Here is a 17,964-nt window from a genome sequence, read left to right as displayed (position 1 = left end):
ATGTGGCTCGCCATCGATGCGGTGAAGAAGGGGGAGGCCGATGTCGCGGTCTCCGCCGGCAACACCGGCGCGCTGATGGCGATGGCCCGGTTCCATCTGCGCACACTGCCTGGCATCGACCGCCCGGCCATTTCAGCGATATGGCCGACCACGCGCGGCCAGACTGTCGTGCTCGATCTCGGCGCCACCATCGGCGGCGATGCGCGCCATCTGGTGGCGCTCGCGGTGATGGGCGCAGCCATGGTGAGTGTGGTGTTCGACAAGAAGCGCCCTACGGTCGGCCTGCTCAATATCGGGACCGAGGAGATCAAGGGGCACGAGGAGATCCGCGAGGCCGCCGAAATGCTGCGCGCGATGGACCTGCCGGAACTCGAATATATCGGCTTCGTCGAGGGGGACGGCATCGGCAAGGGCATGGCCGATGTGATCGTGACCGAGGGCTACAGCGGCAACATCGCGCTCAAGGCCGCCGAAGGAACCGCGCGCCAGATGGCGGACTTACTCCGTCATGAGATTCAGCGGAGCTGGCTGTCCAAGCTCGGCTATCTGTTTGCCCGCAATGCCTTCCAGGCCCTGCGCGACAAGATGGACCCGAACAAGTCGAATGGCGGCGTGTTGCTGGGTCTCAACGGACTGGTGGTCAAGAGCCACGGCGGAATCAACGCCGAAGGCTTTGCCTATGCGATCGATGTTGGCTATGAGATGGCTCACTACGATCTCCTGAACAAGATCAATCAGATGCTCAACCGCGAGGGTGGTGCACTCAATTCCGTGCAGACCGCGCAGGAGGCTGTTTCGTGACTCAGATTCGTTCGGTCGTGCTCGGCTGCGGCTCTTATTTGCCGGAGCAGGTGGTGACCAACGCCCAGTTGGCGGCGCGTATCGACACGTCCGACGAATGGATCGTGCAGCGCACCGGTATTCGCGAACGGCACATTGCGGCCGAGGGCGAATTCACCTCGCATCTTGCGATCAAGGCGGCGCAGGCCGCGCTCGCCGATGCCGGCGTGGATGCGCAGTCGATCGAGCTGATCGTGCTCGCGACCTCGACACCTGACAACACCTTCCCCGCAACGGCCGTCGCCGTCCAGCACGCGCTTGGCATCAACCACGGCGCGGCCTTCGACCTGCAGGCGGTGTGCTCGGGCTTCGTGTTTGCGCTTGCGACCGCCGACAATTTCCTGCGCACCGGCGCCTATAAGCGCGCGCTGGTGATCGGCGCCGAGACCTTCTCGCGCATCCTCGACTGGAACGACCGCGGCACCTGCGTGCTGTTCGGCGACGGCGCCGGCGCGGTCGTGCTGGAGGCACAGGAGCAGCCGGGCATGGCTGCCACCGACCGTGGCGTGGTGACGACGCATCTGCGCTCCGACGGCCGGCACAAGGCCAAGCTGTTCGTCGACGGCGGGCCGTCCTCGACCCAGACGGTCGGTCACCTCCGGATGGAGGGCCGCGAGGTCTTCAAGCATGCGGTCGGCATGATCACCGACGTGATCGTCGACGCCTTCCAGGCAACCGGGCTCAATGCCGACAGCATCGACTGGTTCGTGCCGCACCAGGCCAACAAGCGAATCATCGATGCCTCCGCCCACAAGCTCCATATCGCGCCGGAGAAGGTGGTGTTGACGGTCGACCGCCACGGCAACACCTCGGCAGCCTCTATACCGCTGGCGCTGGCGGTGGCGCGCAAGGACGGCCGCATCAAGCGCGGCGACATGGTTCTCCTGGAAGCCATGGGCGGCGGCTTCACCTGGGGCTCCGCGCTGGTGCGCTGGTAAAGCCACATCAGGTAAAGTTTTGCCGGAATCTGCGCCTAATATCGATGCGTTTGCATTGATGAGCGGTGTTGACCGGCGTATCGTAAGCTCATAATTTCAGACAACAATTGTTCGCCGTGATGTGGGGCAGGGCGATGACCGATCAAAGCAAAACCGTAACGCGTGTGGATCTCTGCGAGGCCGTCTACCAGAAGGTGGGCCTGTCGCGGACGGAATCGTCCGCCTTCGTGGAACTCGTGCTGAAGGAGATCACCGATTGCCTTGAAAAGGGCGAGACGGTGAAGCTGTCCTCGTTCGGCTCCTTCATGGTCCGCAAGAAGGGCCAGCGTATCGGCCGTAATCCGAAGACCGGCACCGAGGTGCCGATCTCGCCGCGGCGGGTGATGGTGTTCAAGCCGTCGGCGATCCTGAAGCAGCGGATCAACGCCCAGCACCGCACCAATGGCGATGCCAGCAAGGCTCAACCCGAGGCGTAACCGCCCAACGGATAAGGATTGGCATTTGGACAAGGCGCCGGATGCGTTCCGAACCATCAGCGAAGTAGCGCAGGAACTCGATATTCCGCAGCACGTGCTGCGGTTCTGGGAGACCCGCTTCTCCCAGATCAAGCCGATGAAGCGCAGCGGCGGCCGCCGCTATTATCGCCCTGACGATGTCGACCTGCTCAAGGGCATCCGCCGCCTGCTTTACGGCGAGGGCTACACCATTCGCGGGGTGCAGCGGATCCTGAAGGAGCACGGTGTCAAATCGGTGCAGGGCCTGGCCGACGGCGCAGCCGCGGTCTCGTTCGGCGCGATCGAGGACGCCATCGGCGCCAGCCTGATGGAGCCGGACGAGGAGCCGCCCATCAAGGGCATCACCGATGCCGATGATGACGACTATCAGGGGGACGAGGAGGAGGGCATCGACTTCCGCTTCACCGAGGTCGACGACGAGGAAATCCTCACCACCTTCCGCAAGGGCGGCACGCCCGCCGNNNCCGGCGGGGCCCAGCGCGCTGGACCGGGAACGGCTGGGTCGGGTGCTCGCCGACCTCGTGGCCTGCCGGGACATGCTGGATCAGGCGCTGAAGGACGGCTGACAGGCTTTTCCTCGGCTTTGTGGGCAGTTCCGGGGCTTTGGGCGACGACACCAAAATGCTGCGGCTCGCCTTGCGCATCGCGCCGATCCTAGCTAATGGAACGACGTTCGGAGCGTGGCGCAGCCCGGTTAGCGCACTAGTCTGGGAGACTAGGGGTCGGAGGTTCAAATCCTCTCGCTCCGACCATTTTCTTCAGAGAAGGACCAAATGCTTGCGCGATCGCGGGATCGGCAAGCGATCTGCTGTGCTCCGAACAATCCGACGTCAGCGGTTGGTCATCAGCATCGGTTGCGCGGACACGGCTGGTCCGCGGGAGGCTTGCCACGAGCCCAGGTCGGAACGGCGAACGCGAGTTGATATTGTCCCATCGTATCCACGATGGAAGCTTGCGCACTCTCCAGGCGCTTGGTCAGCCCACCGACGTTCAGGTCCAGCGCTGCGTCGACGGCCAAAAGCGACATCGAGACGCCCGCAACCGTCGCCGCGATGGCGATCGCCTTCCATTCTGGTGACTTAATCATCTGACTTCATCAGGTAATTACCCTTCGCGCGGGATTCAATCCCTGGCGTGGCATGCGCACGGGTTCTTGAATCGCGACAGTTCGGTAACGGGGTGCGGCGTGCCGTCCCGGTCGTCCGCGAATCGATCGCGGCCTCGGTTCGATGACGTCCCGGCGCCGGGGCAGATCTAGCTAGGCGGGCGGCCGCAGATATCCGACCACCATCCGCGTCGTCTCATCCACCAGCATCCGCACGATCCGGTCCGGCAGCGTCTCGGCCTGGTTCAGCACCGTGTTGTGCGCGACGGCTTCGATGGTGCTGACGCAGATGAAGGTCGCGATATCGAGGTCGATCCTGCGCATCTCCTTGCGGTGGCTGTCGAGATAGGCGCGCATGAGGGTGTGGACCTCGCGGTTGAAGGCCTCGACGTCAAGCTTGCCCGCGCGCGGGATCTGCTCGGCGAGCACGCGATGCAGTTTGGGGTTGATGCGGTGCGCTTCGATCGCAACGGTGACGAGGCGGCGCACGGCTTTCTCGATCGGCATATCGGCAACCTCGATGAGCGCTGCACGGACGATCGCCATGATCTCCTCGTTGTGACGATCGATCACGGCGGCGACGAGCGCCTCCTTGCTCGGGAAATATTGATAGAGCGAGCCGATGCTGACGCCGGCGATTTCGGCGATGCGGTTGGTGCTGGTCTTCTCGAAACCGTCCTTGACCAGAATGCGAGCGGTCGCCTCGACCAGCGCGTCGACCGTGGCGCGGGATCGCTGCTGCGAAGCGCTTTTTCGGGGTTTCGTCGGCGGCTTGCGGCCCACGGCCTTGTGATCTGAATGCGAGTAGGAAAAGCGAGTGAATGCTCGCATTATATTGCCGAGGGGCGGCGGGTCAGCAAGCCTCTTTGTCGCCGCCTCGGACGAGCCAGATGGGGATGTGGCCATGAGCGTTGCCAGGATCGTGTCGGCCTTGCAGTTTTGCCCGGTGGGTTGCGGGTTCAGTCCGCCGGCCGGCCGCGATCCGGCGCCGAGCCTGCAGAGCCGGCTATTCAACCTGCTGCTGCGGCTGCTTCCCTACAAGCAGCAGCTCGCCTCCGCGGAGGCCGTGAAGGCCCATGTGCAGAAGCTCGCGCTGGAGCCTGCATCGTTCGAGCCGACGGGCTTGGGGCGCGGCGTCGAGGCGATGCTGACCAAGATGGGCGGATGGCCGGTCTATTATACCGCGCCGTCGTCGGGACATGAGGGCTGCAATTTCGTCATGTTCCTGCATGGCGGCGGCTACATCAACGAGATCGTGCCGGCGCATTGGCGCTTTGTCGGCCAGATGACACGCGATGCGGACGTCGTCTGCGTCGTACCGATTTATCCGCTGGCGCCGCGCGCCACTGCGAAGGATGTCGTGCCTGCAACCGCCGAGCTGTTGCGGATGCTGCTGGAGGATGCGGGGGAGGCAAAGGTCACGGTGGTGGGCAATTCGGCCGGGGCGGGTCTTGCGCTTGCAGCGTGCCAATGGTTGCGCGACCGCGGCCATCGCCAGCCGAACCGGCTGATGCTGATCTCGCCGGCCGCCGACGCCTCGCTCGGCCGCCCCGAGCAAGCGGAGATCGCCGTGCGCGATCCGATCCAGGATATTCCTGGCATGATCGAGGCCGCGCGGCTCTATGCCGGCGAGCTCGATGTCGGCCATCCCTTCGTCAGCCCGCTCAATGGCGCGTTCCGCGCGCTGGCGCCGATGACGATCTTTTCGGGCACGCGCGATCTGCTCTACCCCGACAGCGTCGATCTCGCGGTACGAGCACGGGCAGCTGGTGTGCCGGTCGAGTTGCATCTGTGGCGCGACCAGCCGCACAATTACGCGCTGATGCCGACGCCGGAGGGCCGGCGGGCGCGTGCGATGATTTTGGGGGCGGTGGCTTGAAGAAAGAGCGTGACCGATGTCACGCTGCGCGCGGCCTCGCGTGAGACCTCGCGTCGGTGGTGCCCGCACGGAGGGACGATGCGACTCCGCGGGCGTCTCCTCGATATCAGCGGTTTTGCGGGTGCCTTAGGCGCGGCCCTTGATCTCGTAGTGACCCGGCACGCATTTGTAGCGCTCAAGGCGCCAATTTGCGCGATAGATCGGATGCTCGTCCATCCATTTTGCAAGCGGGGCCTGCGCGCCGACCGCACATGCCATCATCGACATGTCGGGCGTCATGTTGCTGTCGGTCACGATTTCCTCGACACAGCTGCCCGAGGCAGCAGCGCCAAGCCGGCAGAGCACGGCAACGACAGTTATGAACATTCCAGTCACCTCATCGGCAGTTTCGACCACGAGGAGGATGCAAGCCGAGTGCCACAGCCTGTGTCGGAAACGACACGCTGGCTGGGCCTGCTCGCCCCAATGCCCCATTTGACGATTCGGATTGTAAAAAATTTGTCCCTTAATCGAAGCCGGACAAATACGGGGAACTCCCAGGAAATAAGAGAGCAATGAGCGAATGGAGGGGCTGCGCCGCGCCTTCAGCGCTTCACAAGACCGGCCCAGCCGATACGCTTCGAGGCGTGCGCAATATCCGTCAAAAGAGCGGGACCGGCACATGACAATGGAAACGCGAGGGCAGACCATGAGGGTACGACCGACCGGCGTGATCCCGCCGATGACGACACCGTTCCGGAAAGACGGCGAGATCGACTACAAGCTCGTGGCGCCTCAGGTCGACTGGATGATCGGCGCCGGCGCGCATGGCGTCGCGGCCGGTGGCTCGACCGGTGAGGGGCACACGCTTGATCATGAGGAATATCGCGACCTGATCGAAGCGACGGTTGAGGCGGTGAAAGGACGCATTCCCGTCATCGCCGGCATCATCGTGGATTCCACGCGCGATGCGATCCGCCGCGGCAAGCTGGTGCGCGACATGGATGTCGCAGCGCTCCAGGTCACGCCGGTGCACTATCTGTTCAAGCCGGATGATGAGGCGATGGTGGCGCATTTCCGCGCCATGGCCGAAGAAACCGGCATGCCCATCATCATCTACAATGTGGTGCCGTGGTCATACCTGTCGCCGGCGCTGCTGACGCGGATCATGGCCGAAGTGCCGCTGGTGGTCGGCGTCAAGCAGAGCGCCGGCGATCTGAAGCTGTTTGCGGACCTCATGATGATGGCGCCGGACAAGCTGATTTACAGTGCGGTCGATGCCCTGATGTATCCGTCCTATACGCTCGGCGCCCACGGCTCGATCGCCGCGATTCTGACCGCCGCGCCGCATGCCTCGGTGGCGCTGTGGGATGCAGTGAAGGCGGGTGACCATGGGCGCGCGCTCGATCTGCACAAGAAGCTGCTGACACTGTGGAACGCTGTTATTGCCGATAATCTGCCGGCCTGCACGCGCTACGCACAAACGCTGCAGGGCCTGCCCAGGACCTATCCGCGCGCGCCAATGCCGGAGGCTTCACCCGCGCAGCAGGCGGTGATCCGCAAGGCGCTGGAGGCGCTCGGCGCCTTGAGCGGGGCGCGGGGCGAAGCGGCCGAATAGTTCGCGCGCCGAAATAATCAAAACGATTGCAGCGCCCATCCGCTTTTACCTGCTGATGCGGCGCTGCTACATTTTGCGCGCGTCGCAAGCGCGGCGCGGCAATGACGAAGAAACAGAGCGGGGAGGGCCGAAAGTCCCATGAAGGAATTTGCTGGAAAGATCGCCGTCATCACCGGTGGCGGCACGGGCATGGGGCGGGAGCTCGCGCGGCAGCTCGTGGCCGAAGGCTGCAACGTCGCGATGTGCGACGTCTCGGAAGCTGCGATGGCCGAGACCAAGCGGCTTTGCGAGGTTGAGAAGCTGCCGCAGGGCCTGCGCGTAACCACCCATGTCGCCGACGTCTCGATCGAGGATCATCTGAAGCGTTTTCGCGCTGAACTTGCTGAGCAGCAGAAGACGGACAAGATCCATCTCTTGTTCAACAATGCCGGTATCGGCGGCGGCGGCAGCCTGTTCACCAACACGCGCGAGCAGTGGGAGCGCACCTTCAACATCTGCTGGGGCGGCGTCTATCTCGGCGTCCGCACCTTCCTGCCGATGCTGGTTGCGGCGGACGAAGCCCACATCGTCAATACCGCCAGCGTCAACGGCTTCTGGGCCTCGATCGGCATGGGCCAGGCGCACACCGCCTACAGCTCGGCGAAATTTGCCGTGAAGGGATTCACCGAAGCGCTGATCACCGATCTCCGCCTGCATGCCCCGCACGTCAAATGCTCGGTGGTGATGCCCGGTCATATCGGCACCTCGATCGTCTCCAATTCCCGCAAGGTGCAGAGCGGCGACGGCTCGGAGCGGCTCAATGCCGACGAGGTCGCGCTGACCCGTAAGCGCATGGTCGCGGCCGGCGTGCCAGATGCTGACAAAATGTCGGACGAGGACATCCAGGCGGCGTTCGCCGAGCGCGCCCGCAGCTTCCTCGAGGATGCACCGACGACCGCTGCACAGGCCGCCAAGATAATCCTGGACGGCGTCAAGGCAGAGCGGTGGCGTATTCTTGTGGGAGATGACGCAAAGCGTCTCGACGAACGTGTCCGCGCGACGCCAGAGCAGGCCTATGACCGCGCCTTCTACGAAAGCTTTACCCAGGAGGTCGGCTGGCGGCTTGGCTGACTCTCCTTGGCTGCCTCGCTTGGCTGAGGCTGCCAATAACGGCTTGCCTAGGTAGGGATGATCATCGTCATCGCAAGGGGCGCGCGATACATTTTACTCAGGTATTTGCCGGCGCCCCTTGCTCATCCTGACGACGTCATGGCGAGACCGAAAGTCACGCATGCAAGGATATTCCCGCGTTCAAGCGATGGTGATCTTGAATAGGTCTCATTCGGCGCAGCGCTGCTTGGTCGGGGAACCAAAATAGTTTAGTGAATCAGGAGTAATGCCACGACAGAGCGTCGCTCCGATGATACCCGCATGCCTCTCCGACGACTTCATCCTCTGCCCGGAGAGAGAAGATATCTCCGCTGAGTTCACCCGGTTGCTGACCGCGGCACAAGAGGGTGGCGCCACCATCGCCGAATGCCTGATGATCGCACGGCGGCTCAAGCACGGCGACGAACAGTCCTGGCATCGCGAGTGGAAGAAGCTGGCCCAGGCCAACAGGCATCGTGCCGAAGCGGCCTTCGCCGAAGGCCACAGGGTCACCGCGCAACGCAATTGGCTGCGCGCGATGAATTATTACGGTGCAGCCGCGATGCCGCTCGATCCCGCCGACGAGCGCCGCTGGGTCGCGGTGCTCGCGATGCAGGAATGCGCCCGCCGTTTCCTCGCGGCGCGCGGGCCCGCCGGCGAGGTCGTGACAATCCCCTGGGGCGAAGCGCATTCATTGCAGGGCTATTTCCTGCCCCCGCCCGCGGCGAACGGCCGCGCTCCGACCGTGATTTGCATCGGTGAGCCCGGGCATCGCAAGGAGGAATTCCTGGTCAAGCTTGCGCCGCATGCACGCGAGCGCGGATTTGCGATGCTGGCGCTCGATCTGCTCGGTGTCGAGCGCGACGATTACGTGGACGTGCTGCTGCAGCGGCGGGACATCGAGAGCTCGATCACCAGCGCCATGGATTATTTGGAGCTGCGCAGCGATGTCGATTTCGATCGCGTTGCGATCGTGGCCGACGGGTGGGGCTCGTCGTTCGTCGCGCGCGCGGTGTTGCAGGAGCCGCGATTTGCCGCGGCCGTCTGCGATGGCGGTCTGTGGGATCTGCACGAGCGGTCGTTCTTTGCCAGCCGTTTTGCCATGACGGACCTCAGCATCGTTCCGGTGCCGCATGCGCCGCTGATGGCGTCAAGCGCCGAGTGCCCGGTGCTGATCACGCTGGGCGAGGACGGCTGGCTCGAGGCCGACCGAGCGCAGCAGATCGTGCAGAAATCCCGCCTCGGTAGCTCGGACATCGTGCTGAAGGTGTTCACCGCAGCGGAGACCGGCGCGGCACAGGCACATGCCGACAATCCGAGCCTTGCCAACGAATACATCTTCGACTGGCTCGAATCCCAGCTCGGGGCCGCCGCGAAGCCGATCTGAGCGGCGTTCAGACCGAGCGGCCTTAGAAGTCCAGGGAGATCCTGACGCAGGCTTTCTCGAGCCGGCTCTTCAGCGTCGCGAGCTTGGCGGTGAATTCCGTCAGCTCGTTCTCGTCGAATTCCTGGAAGACGAATTCGCGAATCGTCTTGTACTGCTCGTTGAGGCTCGCGATGTGTTTCTGCGTTTTCTCGACCAGCGACAGCCGCACCACGCGGGCATCCGTTGGCGAGGGGCGGCGGCGCAGCAGGCCCTTTTTCTCGAGAAGCTTGGACTGGGTGGTGACGAAGGACGGGTCGACGTGAAGCAGCTTGGAGACTACGTTGATGGGCACGCCGTCATTCTTGTCGAGGTCGGAAATCGCCATCAGGATCAGCCATTGCGGTCCGCTGATGCCGAGCGTCCTGGCCCAGAACTGACGCAGCTCCTCCAGGTACATGTTGATCGAGGATATCTCCCAGGTGAATCGCCTGATGATATCGAAATTGCCGGCGGAGCGGAGGCGCGCCCCTTCTTTCCTCGTCGCTGACACCGCGTCTCTCCCGCAAGCTGATTCATTCTCGCCAGTCTTCGCGGTGGGCATAGTCCACGCAAGTCTGCCCTGACGCAAGTGCAGAGCAGGGTAATTGTGTCACGGAAACTACAAATATGAGCCGGTCAGCATTTTGGCCCCGGGGGCGGTGTTGCGCCGCAGACACAGGGTTAGTGAAACAACAAAGCTGATCTAATAAACTATTTTGATTAACGGAACGGCGCAGGCATATTGATCCGTGACGGTGGGGGGTTCTCGATCGTCCCGTTGCAGGTGGTTCGTTCACGTCCCTCGCGTCTTTCGCGGGTACGTCCGAAAGCGCGAAGCGGCCGAGCGGATTTGATGAAGAGACGGGGATCTGGGGGGCCATCCGGTCCGATCTCCGTAAAATGAGCAACTTGGAGGTTTTAAATGAAAGTGGTGAAGAGCCTTTTGCTCGGCACTGCGGCGGGTCTGATCGCCGTCGGTGGAGCTCAGGCGGCTGATCTTCCGGTCAAGGCCAAGGCGGTCGAATACGTGAAGATCTGCTCGCTGTACGGTGCGGGTTTCTACTACATGCCGGGCACCGACACCTGCATCAAGTTCGGCGGTTACGTCCGCGCTGACGCTGTTCTCGGCGGTGGTGGCGACTATGACTTCAACAAGAGCACCAGCTCTGCGAACGGTGGGTCGAACAACCGTCTGACCAACTACTATCTCGCCCGCGCTCGTATGGACCTCAACGTCGATACGCGCACCGCGACCGAATACGGCGTCGTGCGAACCTATGCCGACATGGTCTTTACCTATAGTTCGTCCGACGTCACCGGCAGCAACCCGTCGGCGATCTCGTCCAGCTCGGCTGCGCTCGGTCTCTACCACGCGTTCATCCAGTTTGCCGGCTTCACCTTCGGTCGCACCGTCTCGATCTTCGATGCCCCGTGGCAGAGCTATGTGGCGGGCGGTCCCGACACCCTTCCGGGCGGCTCCAACCACGTCAACGGCATCAACCAGGTTGCCTATACGGCTGATTTCGGCCAGGGCATCACCGGTTCGATCGCGTTGGAGGAAGAGACGACCGCGTCGAACGGCCAGTCGAATCTCTGGAACGTCTCGTCGGGCACGGCCGCCCAGTTCGTGACCGGCGTCTATGGCGCCAACGATTGGGGTGGAACACGTTCACCCGACATCACCGGTGCGGTCCGTGTCGACCAGGCCTGGGGTCTGGCCCAGATCTCGGTCGCGGCGCATGATCTGCATGCGGCCTATTACGGCGCGACGGAAACCAGCGGTCATCCCAGCGACAAGTGGGGCTGGGCTGTGCAGGGCTCGTTGTCGATCAAGAACATCCCGACCGGTGCGGGTGACGTGATCAACCTGCAGGCCGTCTATACCGACGGTGCGACCCGCTACAACTTCCAGAGCCTGTTCCCGCAAGCCTTCTTCATGTTCGGCGGCAGCAGCTCGGCCTATCAGAGCATCGGCTTCGCCGGTCTTGCTGACGGCGTCTTCGGAACCGGTACCGGCATCGATACGGTCAAGACCTGGGGCGTCCGCGGTGGTTATACCCACAACTGGAGCCCGAATTGGGCGAGCGCCATCTATGGTGGTTATGGTTCGCTGAGCTACGGCTCGACGGGCAAGTCCATGATCTGCGCCAACTTCGCTACGATCGCCGTGGCCGGTTCGACCTGTAACCCCGACTTCAACTTCGGCGTCGTCGGTGTCAACACCGTGTGGACTCCGGTCAAGAACCTGGCGTTCACGGCTGACCTGAGCTGGTCGCGTCTGGACCAGAAGTACTCTGGTTTCATCAACGCGCCGGCGATTGCCAGCGCCGCCAAGCCGGCCGCTGTGTACGAGCTGAAGGACCAGGACTCCTTCACCATGATGCTGCGCGCCCAGCGCAACTTCTGATCATCGATCGCGTCAATCGATCGGAGAGCCTCGGCGGGCGACCGCCGGGGCTTTTTTTATTGGTCAGGCTGATTCCAAAAATCAGAAATCTCCTGCGCGGCCGGCGAAGACGAGCTATGCGTTTCAAAGGTCGCCAATCTTATTTACTTACCTGAGTTACTAAGCTATATAGCTTTCAGCCGATTTCGAAAGTCACGGCTCTTAGCTTCACGCTAAGCCTCCAGAAACCTCCGGTAGTGCCCTGCCGGAGGTTTTTTGTTGTTGGGGGAGAGGCTAGAACTCGCCTTAGCCGCGCATGACGCGTGCGCGGGAGTTGGGCCGGTAGGCGAGGCGGCTGTGGCCGATGCAATAAGGCTGGCCCTCGTGCGCGGCGTTGCCGCAGAAGCAGAAATCCTCCGCGCCGGGCGTCGAGATCGGCCAGCGGCAGCTATTCGCATCGAGCTCCATCAATGAGCAACGGTTGGCGTCGTCGATCGGCCCGGTCACCCCTGCCGTGTCTGCTTCGCCGTAGATCGTGGCGAGCATTTCAAATTGCAGGCGAGGCACCGCTTTGCGCGGGCGCGGGACGGGCGTTCGGTCCTGCGGCCTGCGCTCGTCGAGCGTGCGGCCGCGCGTGAGATTGAGGCGCGACAGCTTGCCGATCACGGCGTTGCGGCTGACGCCGATGTCGGCCGCGATCTCGCGGCAGGACAGGCCGGCCTCGAAGTGTTGCTTCAGCAGTTCAATTCGTTCAACGGTCCAGGTCGGAGAGAGCACAGGCATTTGTAACGGTCCCAGGTTGCGACATCCGGCCATCAGCAGCCCGAGATCCGTCCGCTTTTCACGCTCGTCGCGCGTTCACGTCCTGCCATTGTCGCGGATCGACAAAAGCCCGTCCTTGATGGCGAGACGGATGCCCTCCTCGATCAATGTCCGTGCGACGCCGGGAACGCTGGTGCCGTGGGTGCCCTGTCTCACCAGTTTTTCCAGATAGGTGATGGTCGAGAGCGCCAAGGTTACGGGAATGCGGTCAGTCTCGGCTTTTTCGGTGGCCATGGCCCGAACGCTAGCCTCTTACTCAGGTACATAAAAGTAACGATTAAGACTCTATTTAGGTTCGGGGGTGGAAGTCAAATCCTGGCTTTATCGGTGGCGCAGCGTATTGGAATCGCTCAGAAAAATTGGCGCGCGCCGACGCGCCGCGCGGGATTGCCGGGCAGCGCGTGGTGTCAGCAGGCAGGAGGTTTGGCCGGGCTCAGCCGTGCACGATCGCTTTTTCGATCATGCAATGGATGCCCTTGGAGCCGTTGACGGTCTGAGTCACCCGCAGATTTGCTGCGAGGCTGCACAGCGTGTAGGCGTCCTCGCGCGAGAGGTTTCGCGTTTCGCCGAGCAGCGCGATCATGTCGCGCAGCGCGCGGACCGCGCATTGGTCGAGGTCGGGGTCCATCGCCATGGTGATGTAGTGGGTCGGCGTCTCCGCGCGCGGATAGGTGAACCGCAAATCCTTGCGCAGCGTCAGCCGGAAACGGCCCGAGAGCGCGGTCTCGATCGCGGTGACGCAGACCTCGCCGTCGCCCTGCACGCCATGGCCGTCGCCGCAGGAGAACATCGCGCCCGGGACGAACACCGGCAGATAGAGCGTCGCGCCGGCGCCGAGTTCCTTGTTGTCGAGGTTGCCGCCCATGGCGCGCGGGACGAGCGAGGAGATGCGGCCCCAGCTGGCGGGCGGCGAAACGCCCATCACGCCGAAAAACGGCTTCAGGGGCAGGTCGAGGCCCCAGGGCATACGGCCGACCATCCGCGCCCGGTCCAGCGGGATGTTGAGAAGTCGGGTCTCGTGGAAATCGTCGGGCAGGGTGCCGGCGAGCGGCTTGATCAGATTCCAGCCCCAATCCTGCCGAAGCTGGACGTCGAGGATATCGATCTGGAGGACGTCGCCGGGTTCGGCACCGCCGACGGCGATCGGCCCGGTGAGAATGTGACCTGGCACCATCCGATCGGATTTCGCATGCACCTCGGCCATCTCGGGCGGAACGTGAAATCGGCTGCGGTCCGGGATCACTTCGGGCCCGCCGCTGATGGTGTCGACTGTGACCTCGTCGTCGCTTGCGACAGTGAGGACTGGCTTGAGGCTGGCTTCGAAGAAGCCCCAATGGCAGGTTTCGGCGCTCGCATGCAGGTGGTGATGGGTCATTTGCGGGGTCCAGTCGTTTTCATTCGAAAGCGCTTGAGAACTTGCAATGGCCGGGCTTGACCCGGCAATCGATCCTCTTCCAAGAAGATTTCTGAAGACAAGCGGGCGGGTCAAGCCCGCGTGGCACAGCTACGATCATTTCAGCGAGGTTTCTTCTGTTCTTCGTTCTTTCCAAGACGCTTGGTGCCGCGGTGCTGCCGCTCAATCTTCTGGTCGAGCTCGGGATCATCGCGGTCGTGCTGATGGCAACGCGCTTTGCCCGGTTCGGCCGCAAGCTGGCCGTGGCCACGCTGGTCCTGCTCGCGCTCGCGGCATTTTCGCCGCTCGGCAATCTCCTGCTCTATCCGCTGGAATCGCGTTTTCCGCCGTGGAATCCATCGCGCGGCGCGCCCGACGGCATCATCGTGCTGGGCGGCTCCGTCGATACCGATCTGTCGGCGGCGCATCGCACCCCGGTGGTCGCGCATGCGGCCGATCGCTTGTTGGCGCCGGCCGAGCTCGCACGCCGTTATCCGAAGGCGCGTATCGTCTTCACGGGAGGCTCGGCGAACCTGGTCTCGACCGACGCCAGAGAGGCCGACTATTCGGTGCCGATCCTCGAGGGCATCGGCATTCCGAAAGAGCGCCTGGTCGTGGAGCGGAACTCGCGCAACACTTACGAGAACGCGATCTTCACGAAGCGCCTGGTGCAGCCGAAGCCAGGCGAGCGTTGGCTGCTGATCACTTCGGCTTTTCACATGCCGCGTTCGATGGGCATTTTCCGCAAGGCCGGATTTGACGTCGAGGCCTATCCCGTCGACTGGCGGATGGGAGGCCCCGACGATTTGTTTTCTTTCACCAATATCAGCGCGGACGGTCTCGGCCGCACCGATGTGGCGGTGCGCGAATGGATCGGCCTTCTGGCCTACCGCCTCATGGGCCGGACCAGCGAGTTGCTTCCGGGACCGGCGAAGGACTAGAACAGAGCGCAGAAACGCAAACGAGCCGTCGGGAGGCTTCCAATGCAACAGCAGAGTGCAGACAGGATCGATCTTGCCGGTCTCGTCGCCGATCTCAACAATCTGTTGCGGCTGAAGACCACGGTGATCGGCATGAAGCTGTTCGCGCGTGCCGAAGACATGGAAGCGATCCCGAAGATCCGGCGGCCGACTGCGATCCACACCACCGACCAGATCGTCAGCATGGCCTCGCGGCTCGGCTGGACCGTGGGCATCACCGGCGACGATCTCGTCGGCAACCAGTGCCGCGCGGTGATCGGCCTTAGCCCTCAGGACGAGAAATGGCTCGCCGGCGAAAACTATGTCGGGGTCTGGCATGGCACCGCGGAGGATGCGCGCAAGCGCCAGGAGGCGCTGGACGTGGTTCCGTTTGGGCAGTATCAGGCGCTCGCGGTCAGCCCGCTCGCAAGCGGCCGGCTCGATCCGCCCGACATCTGCCTCGTCTACGCCACGCCCGGCCAGATGATCATCCTGATCAACGGGCTGCAATATACCGGCTACAAGAAGTTCGAATGGGGGGTGGTCGGGGAGACCGCGTGCGCGGATTCCTGGGGGCGGGCGCTGAAATCAGGCGAGCCCAGCCTGTCCTTGCCATGCTATGCCGAACGGCGCTATGGCGGCGTGCCTGATGAGGAGATGCTGATGGCGCTGAAGCCGCATCATCTCGCCAAGGCAATCGAAGGCATGAAGGCGCTGGCCAAAAACGGCCTGCGCTATCCGATCCCGCCCTATGGAATTCAAAGCGACGTCCGCGCCGGCATGGGCGTGAGCTACGCAAAGAAGTAAAGGCCAGTCATGAGCTCTGCGAAATTCGACATCGTCGTCTACGGCGCGACCGGTTTCACCGGCCAGCTCGTGGCCGAATATTTGGCGGCGCATTACAAGAACGACAAGCAGCTCAAATGGGCGATGGCTGGACGCAGCCTCGACAAGCTGAAATCCGTGCGCGATGCGATCGGCGCGCCCGCCGACACGCCGCTGATCGTGGCGGATGCGTCCGATGCGGCCTCGCTGAAGGCGATGGCGGAGCAGACGAGATCTGTCATCACGACGGTTGGCCCGTATCAGCTCTACGGCGAGGCGCTGCTGGCGGCCTGCGTCGCCGCGGGTACGGACTATTTCGATCTCTGCGGCGAGCCGATCTGGATGCGGCAGATGATTGACAAATACGAGGCGGCTGCGAAGGCGAGCGGCGCGCGCATCGTGTTCTCCTGCGGCTTCGACTCCGTGCCGTTCGAGCTCGGTACGTTCTTCGTGCAGGAAGAGGCCAGGCGCGTGTTCGGCGCTCCGGCCCCGCGCGTGAAAGGCCGCGTGCGCGACATGCGCGGTACGCTCTCGGGCGGCACTGCCGCGAGCGCCAAGGCGACCTTCGATGCTGTCGCCAAGGACATCAGCCTCGTCGCGATCCTGAACGATCCGTTCGCATTGACGCCTGGCTTCACCGGTCCGAAGCAGCCGAGGGGCAACAAGCCGCTGATCGAGGAAGATCTGAACTCCTGGGCCGCGCCGTTCATGATGGCGCTGATCAACACCCGCAACGTCCATCGCTCCAACATGCTGATGGGCTTTCCCTACGGCCAGGACTTCGTCTATGACGAGATGGTCCTGACCGGTCCCGGCGAGAAGGGCGAGGCCAACGCCAAGCGCGTGATGGCGGCGAACGCCGAGAAGACCGGCCCGAGCGCGCCGAAGCCGGGCGAGGGGCCATCGAAGGAGGAGCGCGAGAACGGGCTCTTCAATTTGCTTTATGTCGCGATCGCGCCCGACGGCCGCATGGTTCGCGCCGGTGTGACCGGCGACCGAGATCCCGGCTATGGCTCGACCTCGAAGATGATCTCCGAATGCGCGGTCTGCCTGCTGCGTGACGCGACTGACGTCGCATCCGGCTTCTGGACACCGGGCGCAGCGATGCAGCACAGACTGATCAGGCGGCTGCAGGAGCACGCAGGGCTGAGGTTTGAGGTGGAGAGCTAGCCCGGCTCTCGTAGGGTGGGCAAAGGCGCAACGCGCCGTCCCCACCATCTCTCGGTGGTGGGCACGCTGCGCTTTGCCCGCCCTACGGCAGCTGAATTGTCTCTACGCCGCCCTCGCGTCATAGGCGTACATGAAGTCCATGCCCTTCGAGCCCAGTGGCAACAGAAGTTTGATCATGTGATTTCTCATCCACGCGCCGGCGGCGCTGAACTCGCGTTTGTTGTTGCCGTTGCGCCGGGCGATGGCGACGATCTTTTCCGCGCGCGGCCGACGTTCGGCTTCGAAGGCCTGGAAGGTAGCCGTCAACTCCTGACCCTCCTGCATCAGCCGGGCGAGCCGCATCGCATCTTCCAGCGCGAGCGAGGCGCCCTGTCCGGCATGCGGGCTGGTTGCATGGGCGGCGTCGCCGATCAGCAGCGATCGCTTGCGTGACCAGGTCGGCAAGGTTGCGACGTCGAAAGTGTCGGTGACCACAATGTTCTCGGCCGCCTCGATGATCCCGGGGATCGGATCGTGCCAGCCCTGATGGAAGCCGCGCAGATGCTGCTTCAGCGCCTGTGCGTCGAGCGCGCGAAACATCGCGGCATCCATGCCGTGCGCGGGCTGCGTGCTCCACCACATCGCGCCGTCCTTGGGATCCGGGCTGCAATAGCCGTAGCCGAAGAAGCCGCTCTGTCCGAACGTGGTCTCGACACGCCCGCCGATCGCCCTGCCGCCGAGGGCCGAATGAGGGACGAAGCCGCCGAAGCCGATCAGTCCGGTGTTGAAGGGTTTGGGACCATCAGGCACAACCTGGCGCCGCGTGATCGAATGCACGCCGTCGGCGCCGATCAGAAAATCGCCCTCCGCGGTGGTGCCGTCGGCGAAATAGGCGATGATGGGCTGGTCGCCGCGATCCTCGATCTTGATCAGGCGCTTGTCGAAATAGAGCGACGCGCACGTGCACCAGGCCTTGTCGATCAGCATCTCGTTCAGCGAGGCGCGGCAGACGTTCACGGCGGG

At 63.4% G+C, this 17,964-nt stretch carries 19 protein-coding genes, 1 tRNA gene and 2 pseudogenes; 14 read left to right on the top strand and 8 right to left on the bottom strand.

The genetic code is table 11. From position 1 onward, the window contains the following. The 6 genes and pseudogenes from plsX to AOQ71_RS33650 form a co-directional block, all read left to right on the top strand. On the top strand, window positions 1-801 hold an 801-nt coding region (plsX, locus tag AOQ71_RS33670), incomplete at its 5' end, for a phosphate acyltransferase PlsX (RefSeq protein WP_245317307.1). Beyond that, the gene (locus tag AOQ71_RS33665) at window positions 798-1,778 is read left to right on the top strand and encodes a beta-ketoacyl-ACP synthase III (protein ID WP_057756353.1); all 981 of its coding nucleotides are present in this window, start codon (window positions 798-800) and stop codon (window positions 1,776-1,778) included. The genes plsX and AOQ71_RS33665, both read left to right, overlap by 4 nt. A 134-nt stretch (window positions 1,779-1,912) precedes the next feature. Further along, the gene (locus AOQ71_RS33660) at window positions 1,913-2,254 is read left to right on the top strand and encodes an integration host factor subunit alpha (protein ID WP_018456841.1); all 342 of its coding nucleotides are present in this window, start codon (window positions 1,913-1,915) and stop codon (window positions 2,252-2,254) included. 25 nt (window positions 2,255-2,279) lie between these two features. Next, window positions 2,280-2,754 (top strand): annotated as a pseudogene (locus AOQ71_RS33655) (MerR family transcriptional regulator); the annotation flags it as partial. A gap of 3 nt (window positions 2,755-2,757) precedes the next feature. Next, window positions 2,758-2,859: pseudogene (locus tag AOQ71_RS49030) on the top strand (MerR family transcriptional regulator); the annotation flags it as partial. A gap of 108 nt (window positions 2,860-2,967) precedes the next feature. Next, window positions 2,968-3,045: transfer RNA gene (locus tag AOQ71_RS33650), tRNA-Pro, on the top strand. Between the two features lie 92 nt (window positions 3,046-3,137). Here AOQ71_RS33650 and AOQ71_RS33645 read toward each other — a convergent pair. Both AOQ71_RS33645 and AOQ71_RS33640 read right to left on the bottom strand, forming a co-directional pair. Then, window positions 3,138-3,380, bottom strand: coding sequence for a hypothetical protein (locus AOQ71_RS33645; RefSeq protein ID WP_245317306.1), 243 nt, complete (start codon window positions 3,378-3,380; stop codon window positions 3,138-3,140). A gap of 171 nt (window positions 3,381-3,551) precedes the next feature. Then, window positions 3,552-4,181, bottom strand: a complete 630-nt coding sequence (locus AOQ71_RS33640; protein ID WP_057756351.1) for a TetR/AcrR family transcriptional regulator — start codon at window positions 4,179-4,181, stop codon at window positions 3,552-3,554. 121 nt (window positions 4,182-4,302) lie between these two features. On the opposite strand from AOQ71_RS33640, the gene AOQ71_RS33635 reads away from it, so the two are divergent. Next, window positions 4,303-5,277: an alpha/beta hydrolase fold domain-containing protein gene (locus AOQ71_RS33635; RefSeq protein ID WP_057756348.1), complete on the top strand. Its 975-nt coding sequence runs from the start codon at window positions 4,303-4,305 to the stop codon at window positions 5,275-5,277. A gap of 126 nt (window positions 5,278-5,403) precedes the next feature. Here the strand turns inward: AOQ71_RS33635 and AOQ71_RS33630 are convergent, their stop codons facing one another. Continuing rightward, window positions 5,404-5,643 (bottom strand): hypothetical protein, encoded by a 240-nt coding sequence (locus AOQ71_RS33630; RefSeq protein ID WP_057756768.1) that lies wholly within the window; start codon window positions 5,641-5,643, stop codon window positions 5,404-5,406. 322 nt (window positions 5,644-5,965) lie between these two features. Between AOQ71_RS33630 and AOQ71_RS33625 the strand changes: the two genes are divergently transcribed. The 3 genes from AOQ71_RS33625 to AOQ71_RS33615 all read left to right on the top strand — a co-directional run bounded on the left by AOQ71_RS33625 (window position 5,966) and on the right by AOQ71_RS33615 (window position 9,389). Then, the gene (locus AOQ71_RS33625) at window positions 5,966-6,874 is read left to right on the top strand and encodes a dihydrodipicolinate synthase family protein (protein WP_057756345.1); all 909 of its coding nucleotides are present in this window, start codon (window positions 5,966-5,968) and stop codon (window positions 6,872-6,874) included. Window positions 6,875-7,012: 138 nt separating this feature from the next. Next, window positions 7,013-7,984, top strand: coding sequence for an SDR family NAD(P)-dependent oxidoreductase (locus tag AOQ71_RS33620; RefSeq protein ID WP_057756342.1), 972 nt, complete (start codon window positions 7,013-7,015; stop codon window positions 7,982-7,984). 289 nt (window positions 7,985-8,273) lie between these two features. Next, on the top strand, window positions 8,274-9,389 hold the full coding sequence (locus tag AOQ71_RS33615) for an alpha/beta hydrolase family protein (RefSeq protein WP_057756339.1): 1,116 nt from the start codon (window positions 8,274-8,276) through the stop codon (window positions 9,387-9,389). 22 nt (window positions 9,390-9,411) lie between these two features. Here the strand turns inward: AOQ71_RS33615 and AOQ71_RS33610 are convergent, their stop codons facing one another. After that, entirely contained in the window at window positions 9,412-9,918 is a 507-nt protein-coding gene (locus AOQ71_RS33610; RefSeq protein WP_057756336.1) for a MarR family winged helix-turn-helix transcriptional regulator, read from the bottom strand. Window positions 9,919-10,329: 411 nt separating this feature from the next. On the opposite strand from AOQ71_RS33610, the gene AOQ71_RS33605 reads away from it, so the two are divergent. Continuing rightward, complete coding sequence (locus AOQ71_RS33605; protein ID WP_057756333.1) at window positions 10,330-11,814, top strand: porin; 1,485 nt, start codon at window positions 10,330-10,332, stop codon at window positions 11,812-11,814. 285 nt (window positions 11,815-12,099) lie between these two features. Here the strand turns inward: AOQ71_RS33605 and AOQ71_RS33600 are convergent, their stop codons facing one another. From AOQ71_RS33600 to AOQ71_RS33590, 3 genes are all read right to left on the bottom strand, one after another. Continuing rightward, window positions 12,100-12,576 carry a GcrA family cell cycle regulator gene (locus tag AOQ71_RS33600; RefSeq protein WP_057756330.1) on the bottom strand — a complete coding sequence of 159 codons (477 nt, stop codon included), beginning with the start codon at window positions 12,574-12,576 and terminating at the stop codon, window positions 12,100-12,102. A gap of 75 nt (window positions 12,577-12,651) precedes the next feature. Further along, the gene (locus AOQ71_RS33595; protein WP_007603456.1) at window positions 12,652-12,849 is read right to left on the bottom strand and encodes a hypothetical protein; all 198 of its coding nucleotides are present in this window, start codon (window positions 12,847-12,849) and stop codon (window positions 12,652-12,654) included. A gap of 199 nt (window positions 12,850-13,048) precedes the next feature. Then, entirely contained in the window at window positions 13,049-13,990 is a 942-nt protein-coding gene (locus AOQ71_RS33590) for an acetamidase/formamidase family protein (RefSeq protein WP_057756327.1), read from the bottom strand. A 191-nt stretch (window positions 13,991-14,181) separates the two neighbouring features. Here AOQ71_RS33590 and AOQ71_RS33585 point away from each other — a divergent pair, with 191 nt between their 5' ends. Genes AOQ71_RS33585 through AOQ71_RS33575 form a run of 3 tightly spaced genes read left to right on the top strand, consistent with a single transcriptional unit; the run spans window position 14,182 to window position 16,962 of the window. After that, entirely contained in the window at window positions 14,182-14,949 is a 768-nt protein-coding gene (locus tag AOQ71_RS33585; protein WP_057756324.1) for a YdcF family protein, read from the top strand. A gap of 42 nt (window positions 14,950-14,991) precedes the next feature. Further along, window positions 14,992-15,774 carry a DUF169 domain-containing protein gene (locus AOQ71_RS33580; protein ID WP_057756320.1) on the top strand — a complete coding sequence of 261 codons (783 nt, stop codon included), beginning with the start codon at window positions 14,992-14,994 and terminating at the stop codon, window positions 15,772-15,774. A 9-nt stretch (window positions 15,775-15,783) separates the two neighbouring features. Then, window positions 15,784-16,962 (top strand): saccharopine dehydrogenase family protein, encoded by a 1,179-nt coding sequence (locus AOQ71_RS33575; RefSeq protein ID WP_057756316.1) that lies wholly within the window; start codon window positions 15,784-15,786, stop codon window positions 16,960-16,962. A 102-nt stretch (window positions 16,963-17,064) separates the two neighbouring features. Here the strand turns inward: AOQ71_RS33575 and AOQ71_RS33570 are convergent. Continuing rightward, on the bottom strand, window positions 17,065-17,964 hold a 900-nt coding region (locus AOQ71_RS33570), incomplete at its 5' end, for an FAD-dependent monooxygenase (protein WP_245317305.1).

The sequence above is a fragment of the Bradyrhizobium manausense genome, from assembly GCF_001440035.1.
Lineage (GTDB): Bacteria > Pseudomonadota > Alphaproteobacteria > Rhizobiales > Xanthobacteraceae > Bradyrhizobium > Bradyrhizobium manausense.
Note: the sequence above shows the minus strand (reverse complement) of the source record. Positions and strands in the feature narration are given on the sequence as shown.

Excerpts from the sequence above, each read along its gene's own strand:
- AOQ71_RS33660 (WP_018456841.1), top strand. The coding sequence starts at position 1,913 with ATGACCGATCAAAGCAAAACCGTAACGCGTGTGGATCTCTGCGAGGCC.
- AOQ71_RS33645 (WP_245317306.1), bottom strand. The coding sequence starts at position 3,380 with ATGATTAAGTCACCAGAATGGAAGGCGATCGCCATCGCGGCGACGGTT.
- AOQ71_RS33635 (WP_057756348.1), top strand. The coding sequence starts at position 4,303 with ATGAGCGTTGCCAGGATCGTGTCGGCCTTGCAGTTTTGCCCGGTGGGT.
- AOQ71_RS33630 (WP_057756768.1), bottom strand. The coding sequence starts at position 5,643 with ATGTTCATAACTGTCGTTGCCGTGCTCTGCCGGCTTGGCGCTGCTGCC.
- AOQ71_RS33625 (WP_057756345.1), top strand. The coding sequence starts at position 5,966 with ATGAGGGTACGACCGACCGGCGTGATCCCGCCGATGACGACACCGTTC.
- AOQ71_RS33620 (WP_057756342.1), top strand. The coding sequence starts at position 7,013 with ATGAAGGAATTTGCTGGAAAGATCGCCGTCATCACCGGTGGCGGCACG.
- AOQ71_RS33615 (WP_057756339.1), top strand. The coding sequence starts at position 8,274 with ATGATACCCGCATGCCTCTCCGACGACTTCATCCTCTGCCCGGAGAGA.
- AOQ71_RS33605 (WP_057756333.1), top strand. The coding sequence starts at position 10,330 with ATGAAAGTGGTGAAGAGCCTTTTGCTCGGCACTGCGGCGGGTCTGATC.
- AOQ71_RS33600 (WP_057756330.1), bottom strand. The coding sequence starts at position 12,576 with ATGCCTGTGCTCTCTCCGACCTGGACCGTTGAACGAATTGAACTGCTG.
- AOQ71_RS33595 (WP_007603456.1), bottom strand. The coding sequence starts at position 12,849 with ATGGCCACCGAAAAAGCCGAGACTGACCGCATTCCCGTAACCTTGGCG.
- AOQ71_RS33590 (WP_057756327.1), bottom strand. The coding sequence starts at position 13,990 with ATGACCCATCACCACCTGCATGCGAGCGCCGAAACCTGCCATTGGGGC.
- AOQ71_RS33580 (WP_057756320.1), top strand. The coding sequence starts at position 14,992 with ATGCAACAGCAGAGTGCAGACAGGATCGATCTTGCCGGTCTCGTCGCC.
- AOQ71_RS33575 (WP_057756316.1), top strand. The coding sequence starts at position 15,784 with ATGAGCTCTGCGAAATTCGACATCGTCGTCTACGGCGCGACCGGTTTC.